The following is a 21,838-nucleotide window of genomic DNA, read 5'->3' on the forward strand; positions in this document are numbered from 1 at the left end:
CTCCCGGCCTTACCTGTCCATCCTGCCCAACGGCGCAACCGTTTACATTGTGTGCAGCGTTACAACGACTACCATCGACCGGTGACCAACTACGCCCGCCAGGAACGAGCGCTCCTCTCCGATCTCCTGCTGAGCGAGGGGCCGGACGCACCCACCCTCTGCGAGGGCTGGACCACCCGTGACCTGGCCGCACATCTCGTGGTCCGGGAGCGCCGGCCGGACGCCTCCGCGGGCATCGTCATCCCGCCGCTGGCGGGGTACGCGGAGAGGGTCCGCCTGGCCCGGGCCGCGCTCCCCTACGAGCGACTCGTCGGCCAGGTGCGCAACCCGCCCGGCTGGGGCCCGCTGACCAACCCGCTCGTCGACCCGCTCGCCAACACCCTGGAATTCTTCATCCACCACGAGGACGTGCGCCGCGGCCGGCCGGGCTGGGAGCCGCGCCCGCTGACACCCGCATTCGAGGCGCACCTCTGGCGGACGGTGAAGCTGCTCTCCCGGGCCTCGTTGCGCCGCGTCGGCATCACCGCGGAGATCGCGCCGGACGGGCTGGAGCCGGTGCGCACCGCGACGGACCCGCAGGTGCGGATCGCCGGGCCGGCCGGTGAGCTGGCGGTCTTCTTCTTCGGCCGGCAGCGCGCCACCCGGGTCACCGTCGAGGGCGACCCGGGCATCGTCGAGCGGCTGCGCACCGTCCGGCTCGGGGTCTGAGATCGGCCCATCCAACCGAGGCGGAATTGGCTCGATCACGGTGCCAATCGACGCCTAGGTTCGGGCCATGCACACTCGTACCGGCCTGTCCGTGGCCCAGGGCGCCGCGCTCTCCGTCGGCGCCGTCCTGGGCACCGGGCTGATCTCCCTGCCCGCGCTGGCCACCGAGGCCGCCGGACCCGCCTCGCTGCTCGCCTGGCTGGCCCTGATCATCCTTTCCGCACCGCTGGCCTGGACCTTCGCCGCGCTCGGCGCCCGGCACCCGGACGCCGGCGGCGTCTCCACCTACGCCCGGATGGCGTTCGGCCCGCACATCGCGGCAGCGGTCGGCTGGTGCTTCTACTTCGCGGTACCGCTCGGCGCGCCGGTCGCGGCCGCGTTCACCGGCGGGTACGTGGCCGATGTCGTCGGCGGCGGCCGGACCACCGAGTTCGGCACGTTCCTGGCGATCGTCGCGACGGCGTACGCGATGAACTGGTTCGGTCTGCGCATCTCTGGCCGGGTCCAGCTGGTGCTCTCCGCCGCGCTCGCCACGCTGCTGGTGGTGACCGTGATCGCCGCCCTGCCGCACGCCCGGTGGGCGAACCTGACCCCGTTCGCGCCGCACGGCTGGTCCTCGGTCGGCGCGGCCGCCGCCATCCTGGTCTGGGGGTTCGCCGGCTGGGAGGCGCTCTCCTCGCTCTCCCCCGAGTACCGCAACCCGCGCCGCGACGTGCCCCGGGCCACGCTCGTCGCGGTCGGCGTGGTGGGCGTGCTCTACCTGGCCGTGGCGGCGGTAAGCGTGCTCGCCCTCGGCCCGGCGCTGGCCGGCAGCCGGGCACCGCTCGCCGACCTGCTGGCGATCGGCCTGGGCGGCCCGGTCCGCGCGATCACCGCGGTGGTCGCCGTGGTGCTGACGCTGGGTGCCGTGAACGCGTACTTCGCCGGCGGCAGCCGGCTCGGCGCGTCCCTGGCCGCCGAGGGCGCCCTGCCGGCCCGGGTGTTCGGCGGGCAGCGCCGGTCGATGACGTTCATCCTGGCCGCCAGCGTGGTGGCCGCCCTGCTGCCGCTCGGCCTGCACACCGCCGCGCTGCTGGTGACCGGCTGTTTCACGCTCGTCTACGTGCTCGGCACGGCGGCCGCGGTGCGGCTGCTGCCCGGCGCCCGGGCGCGGGTGGTGGCCGCGGTGGCGTTCGTCGCGGTGGTGGCGCTGCTCGCGCTCAACGGCGCCCCGGCTCTGCTCAGTCTCGGCATCGCGGCGGCCGCGATGCTCTACTGGACCTGGCGGTCGCGCAGGATCCCGCTCAGCACGGCGAGCCCCTCCTCGATCAACTCCGGGTCGACGGCGCCGAACCCGAGCACCAGCCCCTGCGGCACCGGGGCGTCACCGCCGGCGTAATCGGCCAGGTCGTCCAGGCCCAGGCCGGCCCGGCGGGCGGCCGCGACAACGCGGGCCGGGTCCGGCGCACCCGGTCGCAGCAGCGCGGTGACGTGCAGCCCGGCGACGGACGGCACCACCGCCAGCCGCGGCACGGCGGTCAGGCCGGCGACGATCCGGGTGTGCCGGTCGGCGTAGGCGCGCCGGGCCCGGCGGACGTGCCGGGCGAGATCGCCGCCGTCGATGAAACGGGCCAGCGCGGCCTGGACGGCCGTCTGGCCGTACCCGTCGCTCAATTGCCGTGCCGCGACGAGCGCCTGCCGCAGGCCGGGCGGAGCCAGCACGAAGCCGGTGCGCACGGCCGGCAGCATGGACTTGCTGAACGTGCCGACGTAGAGCACCCGGCCGCTGCCGTCCAGCGTGCGCAGCGGCTCGAGCGGCCGGGCACAGAACCGGAACTCGCTGTCGTAGTCGTCCTCCACGATCGCGGCCCGCCGCTGCCGCGCCCAGCCGAGCAGCTCGCGCCGCCGGGCCTGACTCATCACCCGGCCCAGCGGGAACTGGTGCGACGGCGTCACATGGACCAGCCGGGCGTTCGGCGGCAGCGCCGACACCACCAGGCCCTCCTCGTCCACCGGCACGCCCGCCACCCGGGCGCCGAGGGACGCGAAGAGCCGCCGGGCCGGTGGGTAGCCGGGCTCCTCGACCGCCGCCACGTCGCCGGGACGCAGCATCACCCGGGCGATCAGGTCGAGCGCGTGCTGGGTGCCGTTCGTGACCACCACCTCGTCGGCGGTGGCGCGCACCGAGCGGGCGTACCCCAGGTAGCGCGCGATCGCGGCTCGCAGCGCGGGATGACCGGCGGGCGCGCCGTACGTACCCGGCCCGTTCGCCCGCAGCCGCATCTCCGCGCCGACCAGCCGCCGCCAGGTGTCGAACGGGAAGAGCCCGGGGTCAGGGATGCCGGTCCGGAAGTCGTACCGCGGCGCCGGCGTCTCCCCGCTGGCCGGCAGCGGCGTCAGGTCCCAGCCGGCCCGCGGGCGCAACGGGTCCGCCGCACGCCGGGCCGGCCGGCGCCCGTCGCACGTCTCGGCCACGAAGGTCCCGGCGCCGACCCGGGCGGTCAGGAAACCCTCGGCGGCCAGCCGCTCGTAGGCGCCGGCCACGCTGCCCCGGGAGACACCGAGGTCGGCGGCGAGGACCCGGGTCGCCGGCAGCCGGTGCCCGGCCGGCGCGCGACCGTCCACGATCGCCGCGCGCAGTGCCCGGTAGACGGCGGCGGTGGTGCCGCCGCCCGGCTCGATCTCGATCACGACATCCACGTCCACCATTGTCGGCCGTGAACTCGCTGTGAGCCCCGGCGGCGCTCTGGACGTGATATGCGGGCTGACTAGGATGGAAGGACCAGCCGGGCCGGTGAAGTTGGTTGATGCGGCACTCTAGCCGTGGTGCCGGACACACATTACCCTGCGGTAACACCGACGTTACGTAACTCCCCGTTCAGGTTGAAGGCGGCGCCCGATGGCTCTCGAGGTTCCCTACCGGTCGATTCCGGACATGCTCTTCCAGCGCGTGGCGAAGACCCCCGACGCCCGGGCTTTCGCCGCGCCCAACGCGACCGACTCCGGCCCGGAGTGGCTGACCTGGCGCCAGGTGGGCGACCGCACCCGGGCCATCGGCGCCGGGCTGCGCCAGCTCGGCGTCGGCCTGGAGGACCGGGTCGCGATCCTGTCCAACACCCGGCTCGAGTGGATCCTCGCCGACCTCGGCATCAACGTGGCCGGCGCCGCCGCCACCACGGTCTACCCGACGACGGAGCCCGAGGACACCGCGTTCATCGTCTCCGACTCCGGTTCCAAGGTGCTGATCGCGGAGAACGCGAAGCAGGCCCTGAAGATCGCCGGCGCGGACACCGAGGTGACCAAGGTCGTTCTGATCGACGGCCCGGCCGACGCCGGCGCCACCCCGCCGCAGATCACCCTGACCGAGCTGGAGGAGCTGGGCGCGGCCGCGCTGCGCGCCAACCCGTCCCTGATCGACGACGTGGTCGCCGAGCTCGGCCCGGAGAACGTCGCCACCCTGATCTACACCTCCGGCACCACCGGCCGGCCCAAGGGCGTCGTGCTGCTGCACAAGGGCTGGACCTGGGAGGGCGTCGCGCAGGAGGACCTGGGCCTCTTCTCCCCCGACGACCTGCACTACCTCTGGCTGCCGATGTCGCACGCGTTCGGCAAGACGCTGCTCTGCGGCATCCTGCACGTGGGCGTCCCGACCTACGTGGACGGCCGCGTCGACCGGCTGATCGACCTGCTCGCGGTGATCAAGCCGACGCTGATGTGCGCCCCGCCGCGCATCTTCGAGAAGGTCTACAACAAGACCGTCACCAGCGGCACCTCCGGCGGCGGCCTCAAGCCGAAGATCTTCGCCTGGGCGGTGGCGAACGGCAAGAAGAAGGTCGCCCTCGAGCAGGCCGGCAAGCCGCTCCCGATCGGCCTCAAGCTGCAGTACGCGATCGGCGAGAAGCTGGTCTTCTCGAAACTCCAGCAGAAGCTCGGCGGCAACCTGCGGGTGCTGGTCAGCGGCTCGGCGGCGCTGAGCCGGGACATCTCCGAGTTCTTCGCGGCGGCGAACCTGCCGATCCTGGAGGGCTACGGCATGACCGAGGCCTGCGCGGCCAACTTCGTCAACCGCCGCGGCAAGCTCAAGATCGGCACGGTCGGCCAGGCGGTCGGCGACCTCGAAGTGCGCATCGACTCCGACGGCGAGGTGCTGCTGCGCGGCGCGCCGGTGATGCGCGGCTACCACAACCTGCCCGAGGCCACCGCGGAGGCGTTCACCGAGGACGGCTTCCTGCGCACCGGCGACATCGGCGAGCTCGACGCCAACGGCTACCTCAAGATCACTGACCGGAAGAAGGACCTGGTCAAGACGTCCGGCGGCAAGTTCATCGCCCCGTCGGCGATCGAGGGCGCGTTCAAGGCCGTCTGCCCGTACACCTCGCAGGCGATAGTGGTCGGCCAGTCCCGCAACTTCGTCACCATGCTGATCGCCCTCGACGAGGAAGCCATCAAGATGTGGGCCGCCGACGGACCGCTCGCCGGCAAGAGCTACGCGGAGATCGTCGCCGCCCCGGAGACCTACAAGCTGGTCGAAGGCTTCATCGCCGAACTCAACGCCAAGCTGAACCGCTGGGAAACCGTCAAGAAGTTCGCCATCCTCCCCCGCGACCTCAGCATCGAGGCCGGCGAGATCACCCCCTCCATGAAGATCAAGCGGCGCAGCGTCGAAACCAACTTCGCCGACCAGATCGACAAGATGTACGCGGGTTCGCTCGCCCAGCTCTGACCCACCACTCCCGGCCCGGCACCCAACCTCACCGCGTGCCCATGCCGGCGCGGCGCCCGCCTCGCCATGTCTCCTTCCCGGCACGGCACCCGCCTCGCCCCATGCCTCCTCCGGCCCGGCGCCCACCTCGACCCGAACCCCGCGCACCCCGGGCACCCCGAAAACCGACGCCCGCGAGGCCGGCCGCTCCCGCGAGGCCTGCCGCTCCGGCAAGGCCTGCCGCTCCCGCAAGGCCTGCCGCTCCCGCAAGGCCTGCCGCTCCCGCAAGGCCTGCCGCTCCCGCAAGGCCTGCCGCTCCCGCAAGGCCGGCGTCAGCTCACCGCCATCGCCGACGCCACCCGAGCTTGCCGCACACGTTGGCCCGCGTCGACGCCCGCGAAGCGCCCCGGACTCACCCGCCCCCGCAACAGGTCCTGGCCCGGCAGCGGCGCCGGACGCACCGTCCTGCCGAGATGTTGATCTGCTAGCGCTACGAAATCGCTGTGATCAAGGGGTCAAAACCGCGATTTCGTAGCGCTAGCAGATCAACAACGCCACGCAGGCGCGACGCAGCGGCTCGCGGCCACTCATCCGCGGACCGCTAGGGGCCGAAGGCAAGAGCACCACGCCGCACTCATCCACCCGCCCGGCCGCCGCGTCAAGATCCCGCACGCCGCGCTTTGCCCGCAGCTCCCACCCTCCCAAATCGGGGCAATACGTACCCTTGGCAGAACCATAGGGACGCCCCGACATGGCAAGCCGTGAGCTGGCACGGCCTCGCCCCCGACCTTGGACGGCCTGGCGGGCCGTGAGGCGGCAGGGCCGTGGCCGCAACCCCGCGCGGCTTGGTGGGCTATACGCCGGCATGGCCTCTTTCGCGGCCCGCGCGGCTCCGTGGGCCGTGGGCCGTGGGCCGTGGGCCGTAAAGCGTGAGGCGCATCGCTACGGCCGCGGCCCGGCGTGGCTGGGCGGGGTCGTCAGGTGATTACGGCTGGGCTGCGCCAGGTCGGCCGCGGCGCGTGGTCCAGGTCGTGCCGGACGGCTGCGATGCGCCGGACCGCCTCGATCAGGTCGTCGGCGGCCAGGGTGAAGGGCAGGCGCAGGAAGCGTTCGAGGGTGCCGTCCAGCCCGAAGCGGGGGCCCGGCGCCAGCCGCACCCCCAGGTCCTCGGCGGCCCGGGAGAGTGCGCTGGAGATCGGCCCGTCGAGTTCCGCCCAGAGGGTCACCCCGCCGCGCGGCACCACGAACCGCCACTCGGGCAGCATCTCGCGCAGCGCGTCGATCAGGGCGTCGCGCCGGAACCGCAGCTGCGCCCGCCGGGCCGCGACGATCTCGGGGGCCAGCCTCAGCAGGTGGACGGCGACGAGCTGTTCGAGGACGGGGCTACCCATGTCGACGCCGACCCGGATGGCCGCGAGCCGCTGCACCAGGGGCGCGGAGGCACGGACCCAGCCGACGCGGAGGCCACCCCAGTACGCCTTGCTCATGCCGCCGATCGACGTGACACGGGAATGCCTGTCGAAGACGGCGACGGGTGGTGGCATGTCGTCGCCGTCGAGCGGCAGGTCGACGAAGGACTCGTCGACGACCAGTTCGGCGCCGGCTGAGTGTGCCCCGGCGACGAGCCGTTCGCGCAGCTCGGCCGGCATCAGGTGGCCGGTGGGGTTGTGGAACTCCGGGATCACGTACGCCAGTCGTGGCCTGGTCTGGCGCAGTGCGCCGAGCAGCATCTCGCCGTCCCAGCCGGTCTCGATGTCGAGGCCGTGTGTGCTGATCCGGGCGCGCCGCGCGGCGAGCGCCGCCAGCGCGTTGGGGTAGGTGGGCGTCTCCACCAGCACCGGCGACCCGACCGGCACGGAGAGCCGGAGCACCAGGTCGAGGGCCTGCTGCGTACCGCTGGTGATCATGATCTGTTCGGTGGAGGTGGGCACCCCGCGGGCCGTGTACGCCTCCGCGACCGCCGCCCGCAACTCCGGCAACCCGGTCGGGTGGTAGCCGGCGCTGCCCAGGTATCGCGGCAGGTCGTCGGCGGCGGCCCGGGCGGCCGGCACCAGCTCGACGGGCGCGGCGGAGGCGGCGCACCCCAGGTCGATCATGTCGAGGTCGTCGTCCGGGGTCCACAGGCCCGAGGTGGCGACGCGGTGGCCGTGCGGCAGCGTGGTCCAGCTGCCGGCGCCGCGGCGGCTGGTGAGGTGGCCGGTCTCGCGGAGTGCGCGGTACGCCGCCGAGACGGTGGTCCGGCTGATCGCGAGCGCCTCGGCGAGTTCGCGTTCGGCGGGCAGCCGGACGCCGAGGGCGAGCCGGCCGTCGGCCAGCAACCCGCGGACCGCTCCGGCCAGCGCCGCGTAGTCCGGGCTGCGCCGCCGGCCGGGCAAGGCGTGCCACCGACCCAGCAGGCGGGCCAATTGGTCTCCACGAACCGACGTCGTCATAGCCACCTCCACTCGATTGGCACTTTAACATCGGCCAATTGGCATTGAGAGTGGCAGCATGGACCTGTTTCGACGCGTGGCGCAACTGTTCGGCGGACTGCTCCTCTACGGCGCCAGCATGGCCCTCATGGTCGAGTCCGACCTCGGCCTGAACCCGTGGGATGTCTTCCACCAGGGCCTCTCCGAGGTGACCGGGATCAGTTTCGGCCTGGTCGTGCTGCTGGTCGGCGTACCGGTGCTGCTGCTCTGGATCCCGCTGCGCCAGCGCCCCGGTTTCGGCACGGTCGCCAACCTGCTGGTGGTCGGCTTCGCCGCCGACGCCGCGCTCGCCGTGCTGCCGGCGGCCGAGGGCATCCCGGCCCAGGTCGGGTTCCTGGTCGGCGGCATCCTGCTGAACGGGTTCGCGACCGGCCTCTACATCGGCTCGCGGATGGGTCCGGGGCCGCGGGACGGCCTGATGACCGGGCTGGCCGGCCGCTTCCCCCGGGTGCCGCTGCGCGTCGTGCGCACCGGCATCGAACTGACCGTGCTCGGGGCGGGCTTCCTGCTGGGCGGCACGGTCGGCGTCGGGACCATCGCGTACGCGCTGGCGATTGGCCCGCTGGTGCACCTGTTCCTGCCCGCGCTGACCGTCCGCGACCGCGCCGCCGGGCCGCCGCCGGGACGGGCCGTGCCCGATCCCAGCGTGACACCGAGCTGAGCCGGCCCGCCGCGAGCCGCCCGGGCGGTCGCTCTGCAACGGCTTGGTGATCATCCGGCCACATTCGCTTCCGGGCCGGGCGGCCACACGGCATCATGGCGACATGGGGGTCGGCGGCTGGCATTGGAACGACGCTTGGGTCTTCGTCTCCGCGGTCATCGCCGAACGCCTGGAGCGGGACCGGGCGATGCACGCCGCCCTGCCGGTCTCCGGGGCCACCCTGGCCGATCTGCTGGCCGCCGCGGACTTCCTGCACCACAGCGTGCCGTCGCGGGAGGACCTCGAGGAGTCGGTGCGCCGCCTCTCCGGTGCCGGCCTGATCACCGTCGACGACGACATGTTCGAGGTCGCCCCGGCCGGTGAGCAACTCTGGCGGACCCGTCCGTTCAGTGGCCTCTCGTCGGCCGTGATGACCCTGCAGGCCCAGCTCAACCGCGGTCCCGAGCCCGGCGACGCGGACTGGACCCTCGACGAGCAGGCCTACGCGGCGGCGCTGCGCGAATACCGCCTGCGCCTCGCCGACGGCCGCTGAACCGGCGGACACCGGAACCGACAGCCGTCGAAACCGCGCAGCCGGCCCGCCGGGGCGGGCCGGAATCAGCGGATCGGGTTGCCCGCCTCGCGCAGCGACTCCTTGACCTCGCCGATCGTCAGGTCACCGAAGTGGAAGACGCTCGCCGCCAGCACCGCGTCCGCGCCCGCGTCCACCGCCGGCGGGAAGTGCTCGACCGCGCCGGCCCCGCCGCTGGCGATCACCGGGATGTCCACGACAGCCCGCACGGCCCGGATCAGTTCCAGGTCGAAGCCGGCTTTCGTGCCGTCCGCGTCCATCGAGTTCAGCAGGATCTCGCCGGCGCCCAGCGACGCCACCCGGGCGGCCCATTCGACCGCGTCCAGCCCGGCACTGCGCCGCCCGCCGTGCGTGGTGACCTCCCAGCCGCTGGGCTGGTCGGCCGACCGGCGCACGTCCAGCGACAGGACCAGCACCTGGTTGCCGAACCGTTCGGCGATCTCGCGGATCAGCTCGGGGCGGGCGATGGCCGCGGTGTTGACGCCCACTTTGTCGGCGCCGGCGCGCAGCAGCACGTCCACGTTCTCCACCGAGCGCACGCCGCCGCCGACGGTGAGCGGGATGAAGACCGACTCGGCGGTGCGCCGCACCACGTCGAGCATGGTGCCGCGCGCGTCGGAGGAGGCGGTCACGTCCAGGAAGGTCAGTTCGTCGGCACCGGCGGCGTCGTAGGCGGCGGCCAGCTCCACCGGGTCGCCCGCGTCGCGCAGGTCGACGAAGTTGACACCTTTCACCACCCGTCCGGCGTCCACGTCCAGGCAGGGGATTACACGAACCGCGACCGTCATGCCACCACCCTAACCAGCTCCCTCGGCACGGCCGGCCGCACCCGGACCAGTCCCAGGAGCACGCCGCCGACGACGAGGACCCCGCCCACGACGTCGACCGTGTGGATCGGTTCGCCGAGCACGAGAGCCGCCGAGGCGATGCCGAAGAACGGGACGAGCATGGAGAAGGGGGCGACGGTCGCGGCGCCGTACCGCTGCATCAGTGAACCCCAACCGGCGAAGCCGGCCAGCGTGGAGATCAGCGCGATGTAGAGGAGCGCGAGCACCGCCTCGGTGTCGATGGCGCGCAGCGCGGCGAGGTCGGTCGCCGGGCCGTCGATCACCAGGGTGAGCACGACGAGCGGGCCGGTGGCGAGGGCGCTGACCCAGACCATGAAGCGCAGGCTGTCCGGCGGCGAGGCCTTGCGGGTCGCGACGTTCGACAGGCCCCACGCCACCGCGGCACCGATGACCAGCAGGAACGCGCCCAGGTTGGCGCCCATCCGGGTGGCGACCACGAGGACGCCGGCGACCGCGACGGCGAGACCGGCGATCTGTACGCGCCGCGGCCGTTCCCGCAGGAACAGCACCGCGAAGAGCATCGTGAAGATCGCCTGGCTCTGCAGGACCAGGGAGCTGAGCCCGGCCGGCATCCCGGTCGCCATGCCGGCGAACAGCAGCGAGAACTTCGTGACCCCGAGGACCAGGGCGACCGCGATCACCCACCGCCACGGCACCTGGGGGCGGCCGACGAAGAACAGCGCCGGTACGGCCGCCAGCCCAAACCGGAGCGCGGAGAAGAGCAGCGGCGGGAAGTGGTCCAGTCCGGCGTCGATGGCGACGAAGTTGAAGCCCCAGATCGCCGCGACGGCGACGGCCAGGGCAAGGTCACGCGGTCTCATGTGCCGAGCCTCGCCGACATCAACCGTTAAGCACCAGCAAAATAACCTACAACGTCGATGTAGCATCGCTACATGATCGATCTGGGCAGGTTGCGTGCCCTGCACGCCGTGGCCAGCTACGGCACCGTGCTCGCCGCCGGCGAGGCCCTGCACTGCACCCCGTCCGCGGTCTCCCAGCAGATCGGCAAACTGGAGCGCGAGACCGGCGCCGTGCTCGTTGAGAAGGACGGGCGGCGGCTGCGGCTCACCGACGCCGGCCGGGTCCTCGCCGACCACGCCGAGCGGGTGCTGACAAGCGTGCAGGAGGCGGAGTCGGCGCTCGCCGCGCACCGGGACACGGTCACCGGGCGGCTCACGGTGGCCGCATTCGCGACGGCCTGCCGGGCACTTCTGCCGTACGCCCTGCGCCGTCTCGCCATCGACCACCCGCAACTCACCACCGGGCTGATCGAGGTGAGCCCGCACGAGGGCCTCGAGCTGCTGCGCCGCGGCCACGTCGACCTGGCCGTGCTCGACGACTGGCCGGAGGTGGCGCTGCGCTACCCGGCGTCCGTCTCGACGGTGCAGCTCGGCCTCGACCACGCGGACCTGATCGTGCCGGCGGACCACCACGCCACCGGCGAGACCGGCCTCGAGGCGGTCCGGCACGAACGCTGGATAAGCGTGCGCGCCGGCGACGTCTGCTACGAGTACCTGATCCGGCGGCTGCCCGGGATCGTGCCGGACTTCCAGGTCGGCGAGTTCGAGACCCAGCTCACGCTTATCGCGGCCGGCCTCGGCGTCGGCCTCATCCCCCGGCTGGCCCGCCCGGCCCTGCCCGACGGCGTGCGGGTCGTGACGGTCACACCGCGGCCCACCCGGCGGGTGGTGATCGCGTGGCGCGATTCCTCGGCGGCCCGGCCGGCGATCAGGGCCGCCGAGGAGGCGTTACGGGAAGCCTGGTCGCAGGCTCAGGCCGCGGCGAGCGCCGCGAGCGCCTCGCGCACCGTGAACGCACCGGCGTAGAGCGCCTTGCCCGCGATCACACCCTCCACGCCGACCGGCTCCAGGGTGGCGAGCGCGCGCAGGTCCTCCAGGGTGGAGACGCCGCCGCTGGCGATCACCGGCTTGTCGGTGGCGGCGCAGACCTCGCGGAGCAGGTCCAGGTTCGGGCCGCGCATGGTGCCGTCCTTGGTGATGTCGGTGACGACGTAACGGGACGCGCCCGCCTTGTCGAGCCGCGCGAGCACCTCGTACAGGTCGCCGCCGTCCCGGGTCCAGCCGCGGGCGGCCAGGGTGCGGCCCCGCACGTCCAGGCCGATCGCGACACGGTCGCCGTACTCCCCGCAGATCCGGTCGCACCACTCCGGGTCCTCCAGCGCCGCGGTGCCGATGTTGACCCGCTGCGCGCCGGTCGCCAGGGCCCGGGTCAGCGACTCGTCGTCGCGGATGCCACCGGAGAGCTCCACCTTCACGTCCAGGTGACGCACCACGTCGGCGAGCAGTTCGGCGTTGGAGCCCCGGCCGAACGCGGCGTCCAGGTCCACCAGATGAATCCACTCGGCGCCGTCGTTCTGCCAGGCCAGGGCGGCCTCCAGCGGGTCGCCGTAGGCGGTCTCCGAGCCGGCGGCGCCCTGCACCAGGCGGACGGCCTGGCCGTCGGCGACGTCGACGGCGGGCAGCAGTTGGAGTGTCACGTGTCTCCTAGGAAGAACGACGGCCCAGCACCGCCACCACGAGGGCGGGCACGGCCAGAACCAGTAGAACGGTGAGGATGACGCGGAGCGCCATGTCGGGGATGAACGTCCAGACCGCCGCGACGGCCAGCGCGGCCACGACCACGATGCCGATCCGCTCACGGCGGCTGCGGTGGTAGAGCCGGCCGTTGCGGCCGAAACGCGGCTTCAGGGAGCGCCTGAACTCCTGGAACCGGGTGCGGCGGGCGACCTTACGGGCCCGCGCCGCCTTCTCCTTCTCCAGGACGGCGAGCCGCTCGGCCCGCCGTCGCGCACGTTCCTTGCTCACTCCAGTCCTGCGACCCAGTTGCGCAGCAGCGCGAAACCGGCGTCCGCCGACTTCTCCGGGTGGAACTGCGCGGCGCTGAGCGCACCGGCCTCCACCACGGCGGCGAACGGCAGGTCATGGGTCGCGGTGGTCACCTCGGCGCCGGCCTCGGCGAGCATTTCAAGATCCTGAGCGGCGTACGAGTGAACGAAGTAGAACCGCGTGTCCGCCCCGAGACCGGCCAGCAACCGGGATCCCGACGGCACCGTCACCGTGTTCCAGCCCATGTGCGGGATCCGCTCCGCGGTGAGCTTGGTGACCGAACCCGGCAGCAGGCCCAGGCCCTTGGTCTGGACGCCGTGCTCGACCCCGGACTCGAAGAGGATCTGCATGCCGACGCAGATGCCGAGCACCGGTTTGCCGGCCGCGACCCGTTCGGCGATCACCGGACCGGCGCCCAGGTCCTCGATCCCGGCCATGCAGGCCGCGTACGCACCGACGCCGGGCACCACGAGGCCGTCCGCCTCGGCCGCCGCCGTCAGGTCGCTCGTCACGGTCACGTCGGCGCCGGTCCGCGCCACCGCCCGCTCCGCCGACCGCAGATTGCCCGACCCGTAGTCGAGGATCACCACCCGGGACGTCATCAGGACTCCCCCATCGGCCACCAGGCAAGCCCGCCCGCCGTGGCGAGCGCCGCGAGCACCCCGGTCAACCCGATGCTGAACCGGGTGGCACCGGACTTGACCAGCTGGATCACCCCGCCGACCAGGATGCCGGCGAGCGCGAACAGAACCAGGGAGATCACAGCACCCCCTTGGTGGACGGCAGGGAACCGGCGTTGCGCGGGTCGATCTCGACGGCTTCGCGCAGCGCCCGGGAGAACGCCTTGAACTGGGCCTCCACCACGTGGTGCGCGTCCGGGTGACCGCCGGGACGGCTGGCCCGCAGCACGTCCACGTGCAGGGTCACCTTCGCCGCGTGCCCGAACGCCTCGAAGATGTGCCGGGTCATGCTGGTCGGGTAGACCGGACCGATGTACGGCACCAGCAGCGGCTCGTCGTGCACCACGTAGGCCCGGCCGGACAGGTCGACGGCGGCCCGGACCAGCACCTCGTCCATCGGGATGGTCGCCGACCCGTACCGCCGGATGCCCCGCTTGTCGCCGAGCGCCTGCGCGAAGGCCTCGCCCAGCGCGATCGCGGTGTCCTCCATGGTGTGGTGGGCGTCGATCTCCAGGTCGCCCTCGGTGCGCACGGTCAGGTCGAACCCGCCGTGCTTGGCGAGCTGGTTGAGCATGTGGTCGTAGAAGCCCACCCCGGTGCTCAGGTCGCCCTTGCCGGTGCCGTCGAGGTCGATCTCGACAAGCACCTTGGTCTCGTTCGTCACGCGGTCGATGCGCGCGGCACGGGTCACGACAGGATCTCCTCAGCGGCGGTCAGGAAGGCAGTGGTCTCGGTCTCGGTGCCGGCGGTCACGCGCAGCCAGCCGGGCAGGCCGACGTCGCGGATCAGCACGCCCCGGTCCAGGAACGCCTGCCAGTCGGTCTTCTGTTCCGCGGAGACGGCGAACAGCACGAAGTTCGCGTCGCTGTCCGCCACCCGGACACCCCGGGACCGCAGCGTGGTGACGATCCGGTCGCGCTGCTCCTTGATCGCCTCGACGGTCGCGAGCAGGGACGCCCGGTGCACCACGGCGGCCCGCGCGGCGGCCTGGCTGATCGCGGAGAGGTGGTAGGGCAGCCGGACCAGCTGCACCGCGTCGACCACCGCCGGGTCGGCGGCCAGGTAACCCAGGCGGCCACCGGCGAAGCCGAACGCCTTGCTCATGGTGCGGCTCACCACCAGGCGCGGGTGGCCCGGCAACAGGGTCAGGGCACTGCGGGAACCCGGCCGGGCGAATTCGGTGTACGCCTCGTCGACGATCACCATGCCGCGCGCGGTCGACAGGATCGCGTCGATCACCGACGGGTCGAGCGCGGTGCCTGTCGGGTTGTTCGGTGAACAGACGAAGACCAGGTCCGGGTCGTGCTTCTCGATCTCCGCCACCGCCGCCTCGGGGCGCAGCCCGAAGTCGGGGTCCCGCAGCGCGCCGATCCAGCGGGTGCCGGTGCCCTGCGCGAGGAGCGGATGCATCGAGTACGACGGGCCGAAGCCCAGCGCCGACCGCCCCGGGCCACCGAAGGCCTGCAGCAACTGCTGCTGCACCTCGTTGGACCCGTTCGCGGCCCACACGTTCGCCGTGGTCAGGCCGTGGCCCAGGTAGCCGGCCAGCTCGGTGCGCAGGGCGACCGCGTCCCGGTCCGGGTAGCGGTTGAGGTCACGCAGCTCGGCCTGCACGGCCTTGCCGATCGCGTCCACCACGTCGTCCGGCACCGGGTAGGAGTTCTCGTTGGTGTTCAGCCGCACCGCGACGTCGAGCTGCGGAGCGCCGTAGGGCGACTTGCCGCGCAGATCGTCCCGGATCGGCAGATCGTCGATCGTGGTCACCGTTCAAACCTCGCTTTGACCGCTTCACCGTGGGCGGGAAGGTCCTCGGCGTCGGCCAGGGTCACCACGTGACCCGCCACGTCGCGCAGGGCCGCCTCGTCGTACTCCACGACGTGGATGCCGCGCAGGAACGACTGCACCGACAACCCCGAGGAGTGCCGCGCGCAGCCGCCGGTCGGCAGCACGTGGTTGGAGCCGGCCGCGTAGTCACCGAGCGACACCGGCGACCAGGCGCCCACGAAGATCGCGCCGGCGTTGCGCACCCGCAGGGCCCACTGCCGCGCGTCCCGGGTCTGGATCTCCAGGTGCTCGGCCGCGTACGCGTCGACCACCCGCAAACCCTGCTCCAGGTCGTCGACCAGCACCACACCGGACTGCTCACCGGTCAGCGCGGTGCGCACCCGCTCGTCGTGCTTCGTCCGCACGACCCGCGTGGCCAGCTCCGCCTCCACCGCGTCGGCGAGCGCCGGCGAGTCGGTGACCAGCACGCTCGCGGCCAGCGGGTCGTGCTCGGCCTGGCTGATCAGGTCGGCCGCGACGTGCCGCGGGTCGGCGGTCTCGTCGGCCAGGATCGCGATCTCGGTGGGGCCGGCCTCCGCGTCGATCCCCACCACACCGCGGAGCAGGCGCTTCGCGGCGGTGACCCAGATGTTGCCCGGCCCGGTGATCACGTCGACCGGCTCGCAACGATCCGCTTCGTCGGCCCCGTCGGAGCCGTGACCCAGCATCGCGATCGCCTGGGCGCCGCCGACCGCGTAGACCTCCGTCACACCCAGCAGCGCGCACGCCGCGAGCACCCGGGCGTCCGGCAGACCGCCGTTCGCCACCTGCGGCGGGCTCGCCACCACGAGTCCCTCGACGCCGGCCTCCTGGGCGGGCACCACGTTCATGACCACGGTGGACGGGTAGACGGCCAGGCCGCCCGGCACGTAGAGACCGACCCGGCGCACCGGCAGCCAGCGCTCGGTCACCGTGCCGCCCGGCACGACCTTGGTGGTGGTGTCGGTGCGCCGCTGGTCGGCGTGCACCTTGCGGGCCCGCTCGATCACCTCGAGCAGCGCGGCACGCACGTCCGGGTCGAGGGCCGCCTCGGCGGCCGTGATCTCGGCCACCGGCACGCGCAGGCGCTCCAGGGTGACGCCGTCGAATTTCTCGGTCGCCTCCCGGATCGCGCTGAAGCCATGCTGATGGACCGCCTCGACAACCGGGCGGATCCGCTCGACGGCCACGGAGACGTCGAGCTGGGCACGGGGCAGCAGGCCGCGCGGGTCACGGGAGGAGCCGCGCAGGTCGATCCGATTCAGCACCCGTCCAGTCTAGGCGGCTCCCCGAGCGGTCCTCGAAGCCGACGCCCCCGCCCAGGCGTTGGGACTCGCCGGGTTGACCAAGGTCGGTCGGCGACTAGGCTGAGCGCGTGAGCGATCGGCTGCCGGTCTTCCCGCTGAGCACGGTGCTCTTTCCCGGCCTGGTGCTGCCCCTGCACATCTTCGAGGAGCGCTATCGTGCGCTCGTGCGGGAGCTGGTCGCCCAGTCCACGGACGAGCCGCACGAGTTCGGCGTGGTCACCCTGCGCCACGGCAGCGAGGTGGCGGCCGACCCGGGCGACGATCCGGTGCCGGCGGTGCCCCCGGTGCGGGCCGAGGATCTGTACGAGGTGGGCTGCACCGCCGAACTCCGGCACGTCACCGAGCTGCCCGACGGCCGGTTCGACATCATGACCGTGGGCCGCCGCCGGTTCACCGTGCTCGGCCTGGAGCAGGGCCCCGAGCCGTACCTCTGCGCCCGGGTCCGCTGGCTGCCCGGGGAGGACGAGGCGAGCGGGCCCGCCCACGCGCTGGCGCCGCGGGTGCTTGCCGCGTTCCGCACCTACCTGGAGCTGCTCCGGCCGAACAGCGAGGCACTCGACCAGGTCCCCGACGACCCGACCGTGCTGTCCCACCTGGTCGCCGCGACCGCGCAGCTCACCATCGAGGAGCGGCACCTGCTGCTCGCCATGCCCGACACGGCGAGCCGGCTGCGCGCCGAGCTGCGCCTGCTGAACCGGGAGTCCGGCCTGCTGGCCCGGGTCCGGGCCGTCCCGGTCCCGCTCTCCGACCTGGCCCGCCCGGCCAGCCCCAACTGACCCCCACCCGCCAGGGACCACCCGCCCGGCCAGAACCAACCACACGCTCGGCCCGAACCACACGCTCGGTCTCAACCCTGGCGTGCGGGCAGACCGGCCGTCAGGTCGGGCGGCGGCGTTCCGGCTCCGGGTCGGGGAAGGCCGGCAGACCCGACTCGGTGACGGGCGGCGGCGGCAGATAGTCCGGCGGCCCGTAAGGCGGCTGACCCGGCCCGTAGGGCGACTGATCGCCGCCGAAGGACGGCGGGCCCGGGTAGGGCGGATGGTTGGGCCCGTACCCCGGTGCCGCCCCCGGCTGATCCAGGTCGGGGTCGTTCGACCAACCGGCCAGCAGGGTCAGCACGACCGCCGCCACGAACGCCGGCACCAGCGTGGGCCCGAGCGCGTGCACCTCCGGCGGCGCCAGGTAGGTCGCGCCCTGCGCCGCCGACGCCCGCCACTGCTCGTAGTCGCCGCGACCGACCAGCTCGCCCAGCATCGGCGCCACCCAGTGACCGGCCACGAGCGTGCCGCCGACCACGCCGACGAGCAGGAACGGCCCCCGGTCGCGGCGCAGCACCAGCCAGGCGGCGACGGCCACGAGCACACCGAAGCCGAGGCCGAGCAGGGTGAACCAGCCGTCGGCCGCGATGTACTGCTCGGGGGACGGGTCGTTGACCACGACGCCGTTGTCCCCCACGTCGATCACCGGCACGCCCGGCGCGAGCCAGGCCCAGAGCAGGCCGAGCGGCGCTCCCAGCAGGGCGATCACCAGAAGACTGGCGACCGTGACGGTCACGGTGCGCCGCACCGGGCGGCGGCTGCCCTGCTGCAACCGCCACCACGGCGCCGGACGCCACGCGGGCGGACCGGGGTCGTAGGGCGGTTCGAGGTCACTCGGTTGCACCCTACGATCCTTCCAGATCAGCGGCGGCCGTCAGGCGACGGCCGACGGGCCGAGAATCATCTTGAGGTCGGCCCGCAGCGCCGGGGTCGGTGCCACCCGGACCCCGCCGAGGCGCATGACCGTGGTGCGGCTGCCGTTCTGGAGATGGACGTGCACCTCGGAGTCCCCGGGGTGACTGATCAAGATCTCCTTGAGCTCGTCGACAAGCGGCGGCGTACAGCGGGTGACCGGCATGGTCAGGGTGACCGGCTTGTTGTCCGGGTTGTGCGTGACGTCCGGCATGGACATGTCCATCGCCATGATCCGCGCCTGGTCGTCGCGCCTGTCGATCCGGCCCTTGACCACCACGATCGCGTCCTCGGCGATGTACTGCCCGACCAGCTCGTAGGTGTTCGGGAAGAACAGCGCCTCGACGCCACCGGCCAGGTCCTCCAGGGTGGCCGAGGCCCACGCGCGGCCCTGCTTGGTGATCCGGCGCTGCACGCCGGTGAGGATGCCGGCCAGGGTGACGACCGCGCCGTCCGGGACCGAGCCCTCCTCACCCAGGGCGGCGATGCTGGTGTCCGCCGCGTTCTGGAGCAGCACCTCCAGGCCGGCGAGCGGGTGGTCGGAGACGTAGAGGCCGAGCATCTCGCGCTCGAAGGCGAGCTTGTCGCGCTTGTCCCACTCGCTGTCGCCGATGATCGGCATCGCGACCGTCGAGGAGACACCGGAGTCGGTGTCTCCGAACGCGCCGAACAGGTCGAACTGGCCGGCGGCCTCGTTGCGCTTGACGTCCGCGTACGCGTCGATCGCCTCGGCGTGCACCGCGAGCAGGCCCTTGCGGCTGTGTTTCATCGAGTCGAAGGCGCCCGCCTTGATCAGCGATTCGATGGTCCGCTTGTTGCAGGCCACCGCGTCCACCTTCGACAGGAAGTCGTAGAAGTCGGTGTAGTCGCCTTTCTCCTTGCGGCACCGGGCGATGGCCTCCACCACGTTGCCGCCGACGTTGCGGACCGCGCCGAGCCCGAACCGGATGTCCTTGCCGACCGGGGTGAACGGCCCGGACGACTGGTTCACGTCCGGCGGAAGCACCTGGATGCCCATCCGGCGGCACTCCGCCAGGTACATGGCCATCTTGTCCTTGTCGTCGCCGACACTGGTCAGCAGCCCGGCCATGTACTCCGCCGGGTAGTGCGCCTTCAGGTACGCCGTCCAGTAGGAGACCAGCCCGTACGCCGCGGAGTGTGCCTTGTTGAACGCGTAGCCGGCGAACGGCACCAGAACGTCCCACACCGCCTGGATCGCCTCGTCGGAGTAGCCGTGCGCCCGGCAGCCGTCACGGAACGGCACGAACTCCTTGTCGAGGATCTCCTTCTTCTTCTTACCCATGGCCCGGCGCAGCAGGTCGGCCTGACCGAGCGTGTAACCGGCGAGGATCTGCGCGGCGCGCTGCACCTGCTCCTGGTAGACGATCAGGCCGTACGTCGGTTCCAGGATCTCCCGCAGCGGCTCCTCCAGCTCCGGGTGGATCGGAGTGATCTCCTGGAGGCCGTTCTTGCGCAGCGCGTAGTTGGTGTGCGAGTCGACGCCCATCGGGCCGGGCCGGTAGAGCGCCAGGACCGCGGAGATGTCCTCGAAGTTGTCCGGCTTCATCAACCGCAGCAGCGAGCGCATCGGCCCGCCGTCGAGCTGGAAGACGCCGAGCGTGTCGCCACGGGCCAGCAACTCGTACGCCGCCTTGTCGTCCAGCGGCAACGCCAGCAGGTCCAGGCCCTTGCCGTGGTTGAGCTCGATGTTCTTCACGGCGTCGTCGAGGATGGTCAGGTTCCGCAGGCCCAGGAAGTCCATCTTCAGCAGGCCGAGCGTCTCGCACGTCGGGTAGTCGAACTGCGTGATGATCACGCCGTCGCTGGCCCGGCGCATCAGCGGGATGTGGTCGATGATCGGCTCGGCCGACATGATCACGCCGGCGGCGTGCACACCGGTCTGCCGGATCAGGCCCTCGATGCCCCGCGCGGTGTCGATGACCTTCTTGACGTCCGGGTCGGTCTCGTAGAGCCCGCGGACCTCACCGGCCTCGTTGTACCGCTTGTCGTCCTTGTTGAAGATGCCACCGAGGGTGATGCCCTTGCCCATCACGTCCGGCGGCATCGCCTTGGTGATCTTGTCGCCGACCGCGAACGGGTAACCGAGCACCCGGGCCGAGTCCTTGATCGCAGCCTTGGCCTTGATCGTGCCGAACGTGGCGATCTGGGCGACCTTGTCATCGCCCCACTTCTCGGTGACGTAGCGGATCACCTCACCGCGCCGGCGCTCGTCGAAGTCGATGTCGACGTCGGGCATCGAGACGCGCTCCGGGTTGAGGAAGCGCTCGAAGATCAGGCCGTGCGGGATCGGGTCCAGGTCGGTGATGCCCATCGCGTACGCCACCAGGGAACCCGCCGCCGAGCCACGGCCGGGGCCGACCGCGATGCCGTTGTTCTTCGCCCACTGGATGAAGTCGGCGACCACCAGGAAGTACGCCGGGAAGCCCATCTGGATGATGACGCCGAGCTCGTACTCCGCCTGCTTGACGTGGGTCTCCGGGATGCCGTCCGGGAAACGCCGGCGCAGGCCCTCGAACGCCGTGTGCCGGAAGTACTCCTCCTCGGTGAAGCCGTCCGGGATCGGGAACCGGGGCATCAGGTTCTTGAAGGTGAACATGCCTTCGGTGTCCACCTTCTCGGCCACCAGCAGCGTGGTACGGCAGCCCTCCTGCCACGCCTCGGAGGAGTCGACGGCGCGCATCTGGTCGGCCGACTTCACGAAGTAGCCGGAGCCGTCGAAGCGGAACCGGTTCGGGTCGGCGACGTTGCTGCCGGTCTGCACACAGAGCAGCACGTCGTGCGCCGCGGACTGCTCCTCGTGCACGTAGTGCGAGTCGTTGGTGACCAGCGGCTTGATGTTGAGTTTCTTGCCGATCTCCAGCAGGCCGTCCCGGACCCGCTTCTCGATCGACAGGCCGTGGTCCATGATCTCGAGGAAGTAGTTGTCCGCCCCGAGCGCCTCCTGGTACATCGCGGCGGACTTGAGCGCCTCGTCGAACTGCCCCAGCCGCAGACGGGTCTGCACCGCGCCGGACGGGCAGCCGGTGGTGCCCATGATGCCCTCGGCGTGCTCCGCGATGATGTCGAAGTCCATCCGCGGGTACTTGCCGAGCTGGCCCTCGATGGAGGCCCGCGAGTTGAGCCGGAACAGGTTCTTCAGGCCGACCGCGTTGCGCGCCCACATGGTCATGTGCGTATACGCACCGTTACCAGAAATGTCGTCGCTCTTCTGCTCCGGGCGACCCCACTTGATCCGGTTCTTGGTGAGTCGCGACTCGGGGGCGACGTAGGCCTCGACACCGATGACGGGAATCACGTCGGCGGCTGTGGCCTGCTTGTAGAAGTCGTAGGCGCCGTGCATGTTGCCGTGGTCGGTGATCGCCGCAGCCGGCATGCCGAGCCGTTTCGCCTCGGCAAGAAGCTCCTTGATCCGGGCCGCCCCGTCGAGCATCGAATACTCAGTGTGAACATGAAGATGCACGAACGAGTCGGACACCTAGACCCCCCTCAAGTCGACGGCCCAGGAATCCTA

At 72.0% G+C, this 21,838-nt stretch carries 19 protein-coding genes and 1 pseudogene; 7 read left to right on the forward strand and 13 right to left on the reverse strand.

What is annotated here, in order from left to right; genetic code table 11:
• Positions 1-81 precede the first annotated feature (81 nt).
• Positions 82-708 (forward strand): TIGR03085 family metal-binding protein, encoded by a 627-nt coding sequence (locus LPA41_RS36050; protein ID WP_229075743.1) that lies wholly within the window; start codon positions 82-84, stop codon positions 706-708.
• A 67-nt stretch (positions 709-775) separates the two neighbouring features.
• Positions 776-1,933 (forward strand): annotated as a pseudogene (locus tag LPA41_RS36055) (APC family permease); the annotation flags it as partial.
• Between the two features lie 26 nt (positions 1,934-1,959).
• On the opposite strand, the gene LPA41_RS36060 reads toward LPA41_RS36055, so the two are convergent.
• Positions 1,960-3,387 (reverse strand): PLP-dependent aminotransferase family protein, encoded by a 1,428-nt coding sequence (locus tag LPA41_RS36060; protein ID WP_229075744.1) that lies wholly within the window; start codon positions 3,385-3,387, stop codon positions 1,960-1,962.
• Between the two features lie 199 nt (positions 3,388-3,586).
• Between LPA41_RS36060 and LPA41_RS36065 the strand changes: the two genes are divergently transcribed.
• Positions 3,587-5,410 carry a long-chain fatty acid--CoA ligase gene (locus LPA41_RS36065; protein WP_229075745.1) on the forward strand — a complete coding sequence of 608 codons (1,824 nt, stop codon included), beginning with the start codon at positions 3,587-3,589 and terminating at the stop codon, positions 5,408-5,410.
• Positions 5,411-6,366: 956 nt separating this feature from the next.
• Here the strand turns inward: LPA41_RS36065 and LPA41_RS36070 are convergent.
• The gene (locus LPA41_RS36070; protein WP_229075746.1) at positions 6,367-7,821 is read right to left on the reverse strand and encodes a PLP-dependent aminotransferase family protein; all 1,455 of its coding nucleotides are present in this window, start codon (positions 7,819-7,821) and stop codon (positions 6,367-6,369) included.
• A 58-nt stretch (positions 7,822-7,879) separates the two neighbouring features.
• Here LPA41_RS36070 and LPA41_RS36075 point away from each other — a divergent pair, with 58 nt between their 5' ends.
• Positions 7,880-8,521, forward strand: a complete 642-nt coding sequence (locus tag LPA41_RS36075) for a YitT family protein (RefSeq protein WP_229075747.1) — start codon at positions 7,880-7,882, stop codon at positions 8,519-8,521.
• A gap of 103 nt (positions 8,522-8,624) precedes the next feature.
• Positions 8,625-9,053: a hypothetical protein gene (locus tag LPA41_RS36080; RefSeq protein ID WP_229075748.1), complete on the forward strand. Its 429-nt coding sequence runs from the start codon at positions 8,625-8,627 to the stop codon at positions 9,051-9,053.
• A gap of 65 nt (positions 9,054-9,118) precedes the next feature.
• Here the strand turns inward: LPA41_RS36080 and hisF are convergent, their stop codons facing one another.
• Both hisF and LPA41_RS36090 read right to left on the reverse strand, forming a co-directional pair.
• On the reverse strand, positions 9,119-9,880 hold the full coding sequence (hisF, locus tag LPA41_RS36085) for an imidazole glycerol phosphate synthase subunit HisF (protein ID WP_229075749.1): 762 nt from the start codon (positions 9,878-9,880) through the stop codon (positions 9,119-9,121).
• Positions 9,877-10,761, reverse strand: coding sequence for an EamA family transporter (locus tag LPA41_RS36090; protein WP_229075750.1), 885 nt, complete (start codon positions 10,759-10,761; stop codon positions 9,877-9,879). Before LPA41_RS36090 ends, hisF begins: the two co-directional genes overlap by 4 nt.
• A 72-nt stretch (positions 10,762-10,833) precedes the next feature.
• On the opposite strand from LPA41_RS36090, the gene LPA41_RS36095 reads away from it, so the two are divergent.
• Entirely contained in the window at positions 10,834-11,766 is a 933-nt protein-coding gene (locus tag LPA41_RS36095) for a LysR family transcriptional regulator (protein WP_229075751.1), read from the forward strand.
• Here LPA41_RS36095 and priA read toward each other — a convergent pair.
• The 7 genes from priA to hisD are packed head-to-tail and all read right to left on the reverse strand — an operon-like array spanning position 11,712 to position 16,537.
• Positions 11,712-12,437 carry a bifunctional 1-(5-phosphoribosyl)-5-((5-phosphoribosylamino)methylideneamino)imidazole-4-carboxamide isomerase/phosphoribosylanthranilate isomerase PriA gene (gene priA, locus LPA41_RS36100; protein WP_229075752.1) on the reverse strand — a complete coding sequence of 242 codons (726 nt, stop codon included), beginning with the start codon at positions 12,435-12,437 and terminating at the stop codon, positions 11,712-11,714. The genes LPA41_RS36095 and priA overlap by 55 nt on opposite strands.
• Positions 12,438-12,444: 7 nt before the next feature.
• Positions 12,445-12,765: a hypothetical protein gene (locus LPA41_RS36105; protein WP_229075753.1), complete on the reverse strand. Its 321-nt coding sequence runs from the start codon at positions 12,763-12,765 to the stop codon at positions 12,445-12,447.
• On the reverse strand, positions 12,762-13,388 hold the full coding sequence (gene hisH / locus LPA41_RS36110; protein WP_229075754.1) for an imidazole glycerol phosphate synthase subunit HisH: 627 nt from the start codon (positions 13,386-13,388) through the stop codon (positions 12,762-12,764). Before hisH ends, LPA41_RS36105 begins: the two co-directional genes overlap by 4 nt.
• Positions 13,388-13,549, reverse strand: coding sequence for a hypothetical protein (locus tag LPA41_RS36115; RefSeq protein ID WP_229075755.1), 162 nt, complete (start codon positions 13,547-13,549; stop codon positions 13,388-13,390). Before LPA41_RS36115 ends, hisH begins: the two co-directional genes overlap by 1 nt.
• A complete protein-coding gene (gene hisB, locus LPA41_RS36120) occupies positions 13,546-14,157 on the reverse strand; it encodes an imidazoleglycerol-phosphate dehydratase HisB (protein WP_229075756.1) in 612 nt (203 codons plus the stop codon). The genes LPA41_RS36115 and hisB overlap by 4 nt, the downstream gene beginning before the upstream one ends.
• Complete coding sequence (locus LPA41_RS36125; protein WP_229075757.1) at positions 14,154-15,230, reverse strand: histidinol-phosphate transaminase; 1,077 nt, start codon at positions 15,228-15,230, stop codon at positions 14,154-14,156. Before LPA41_RS36125 ends, hisB begins: the two co-directional genes overlap by 4 nt.
• Positions 15,227-16,537 (reverse strand): histidinol dehydrogenase, encoded by a 1,311-nt coding sequence (gene hisD, locus LPA41_RS36130; RefSeq protein WP_229075758.1) that lies wholly within the window; start codon positions 16,535-16,537, stop codon positions 15,227-15,229. The genes LPA41_RS36125 and hisD overlap by 4 nt, the downstream gene beginning before the upstream one ends.
• A 107-nt stretch (positions 16,538-16,644) precedes the next feature.
• Between hisD and LPA41_RS36135 the strand changes: the two genes are divergently transcribed.
• Positions 16,645-17,352, forward strand: a complete 708-nt coding sequence (locus LPA41_RS36135) for an LON peptidase substrate-binding domain-containing protein (RefSeq protein WP_229075759.1) — start codon at positions 16,645-16,647, stop codon at positions 17,350-17,352.
• Between the two features lie 100 nt (positions 17,353-17,452).
• On the opposite strand, the gene LPA41_RS36140 is transcribed toward LPA41_RS36135, so the two are convergent.
• Both LPA41_RS36140 and dnaE read right to left on the reverse strand, forming a co-directional pair.
• Entirely contained in the window at positions 17,453-18,238 is a 786-nt protein-coding gene (locus LPA41_RS36140; RefSeq protein WP_229075760.1) for a DUF2567 domain-containing protein, read from the reverse strand.
• 30 nt (positions 18,239-18,268) lie between these two features.
• A complete protein-coding gene (dnaE, locus tag LPA41_RS36145; protein WP_229075761.1) occupies positions 18,269-21,802 on the reverse strand; it encodes a DNA polymerase III subunit alpha in 3,534 nt (1,177 codons plus the stop codon).
• Positions 21,803-21,838 lie beyond the last annotated feature (36 nt).

Origin of the sequence: Actinoplanes sp. DH11 (assembly GCF_020873875.1) — a bacterium.
Lineage (GTDB): Bacteria > Actinomycetota > Actinomycetes > Mycobacteriales > Micromonosporaceae > Actinoplanes.

Coding starts and splice junctions, on each gene's coding strand:
- LPA41_RS36065 (WP_229075745.1), top strand. CDS start 3,587: ATGGCTCTCGAGGTTCCCTACCGGTCGATTCCGGACATGCTCTTCCAG.
- LPA41_RS36070 (WP_229075746.1), bottom strand. CDS start 7,821: ATGACGACGTCGGTTCGTGGAGACCAATTGGCCCGCCTGCTGGGTCGG.
- LPA41_RS36075 (WP_229075747.1), top strand. CDS start 7,880: ATGGACCTGTTTCGACGCGTGGCGCAACTGTTCGGCGGACTGCTCCTC.
- LPA41_RS36080 (WP_229075748.1), top strand. CDS start 8,625: ATGGGGGTCGGCGGCTGGCATTGGAACGACGCTTGGGTCTTCGTCTCC.
- hisF (WP_229075749.1), bottom strand. CDS start 9,880: ATGACGGTCGCGGTTCGTGTAATCCCCTGCCTGGACGTGGACGCCGGA.
- LPA41_RS36090 (WP_229075750.1), bottom strand. CDS start 10,761: ATGAGACCGCGTGACCTTGCCCTGGCCGTCGCCGTCGCGGCGATCTGG.
- LPA41_RS36095 (WP_229075751.1), top strand. CDS start 10,834: ATGATCGATCTGGGCAGGTTGCGTGCCCTGCACGCCGTGGCCAGCTAC.
- hisH (WP_229075754.1), bottom strand. CDS start 13,388: ATGACGTCCCGGGTGGTGATCCTCGACTACGGGTCGGGCAATCTGCGG.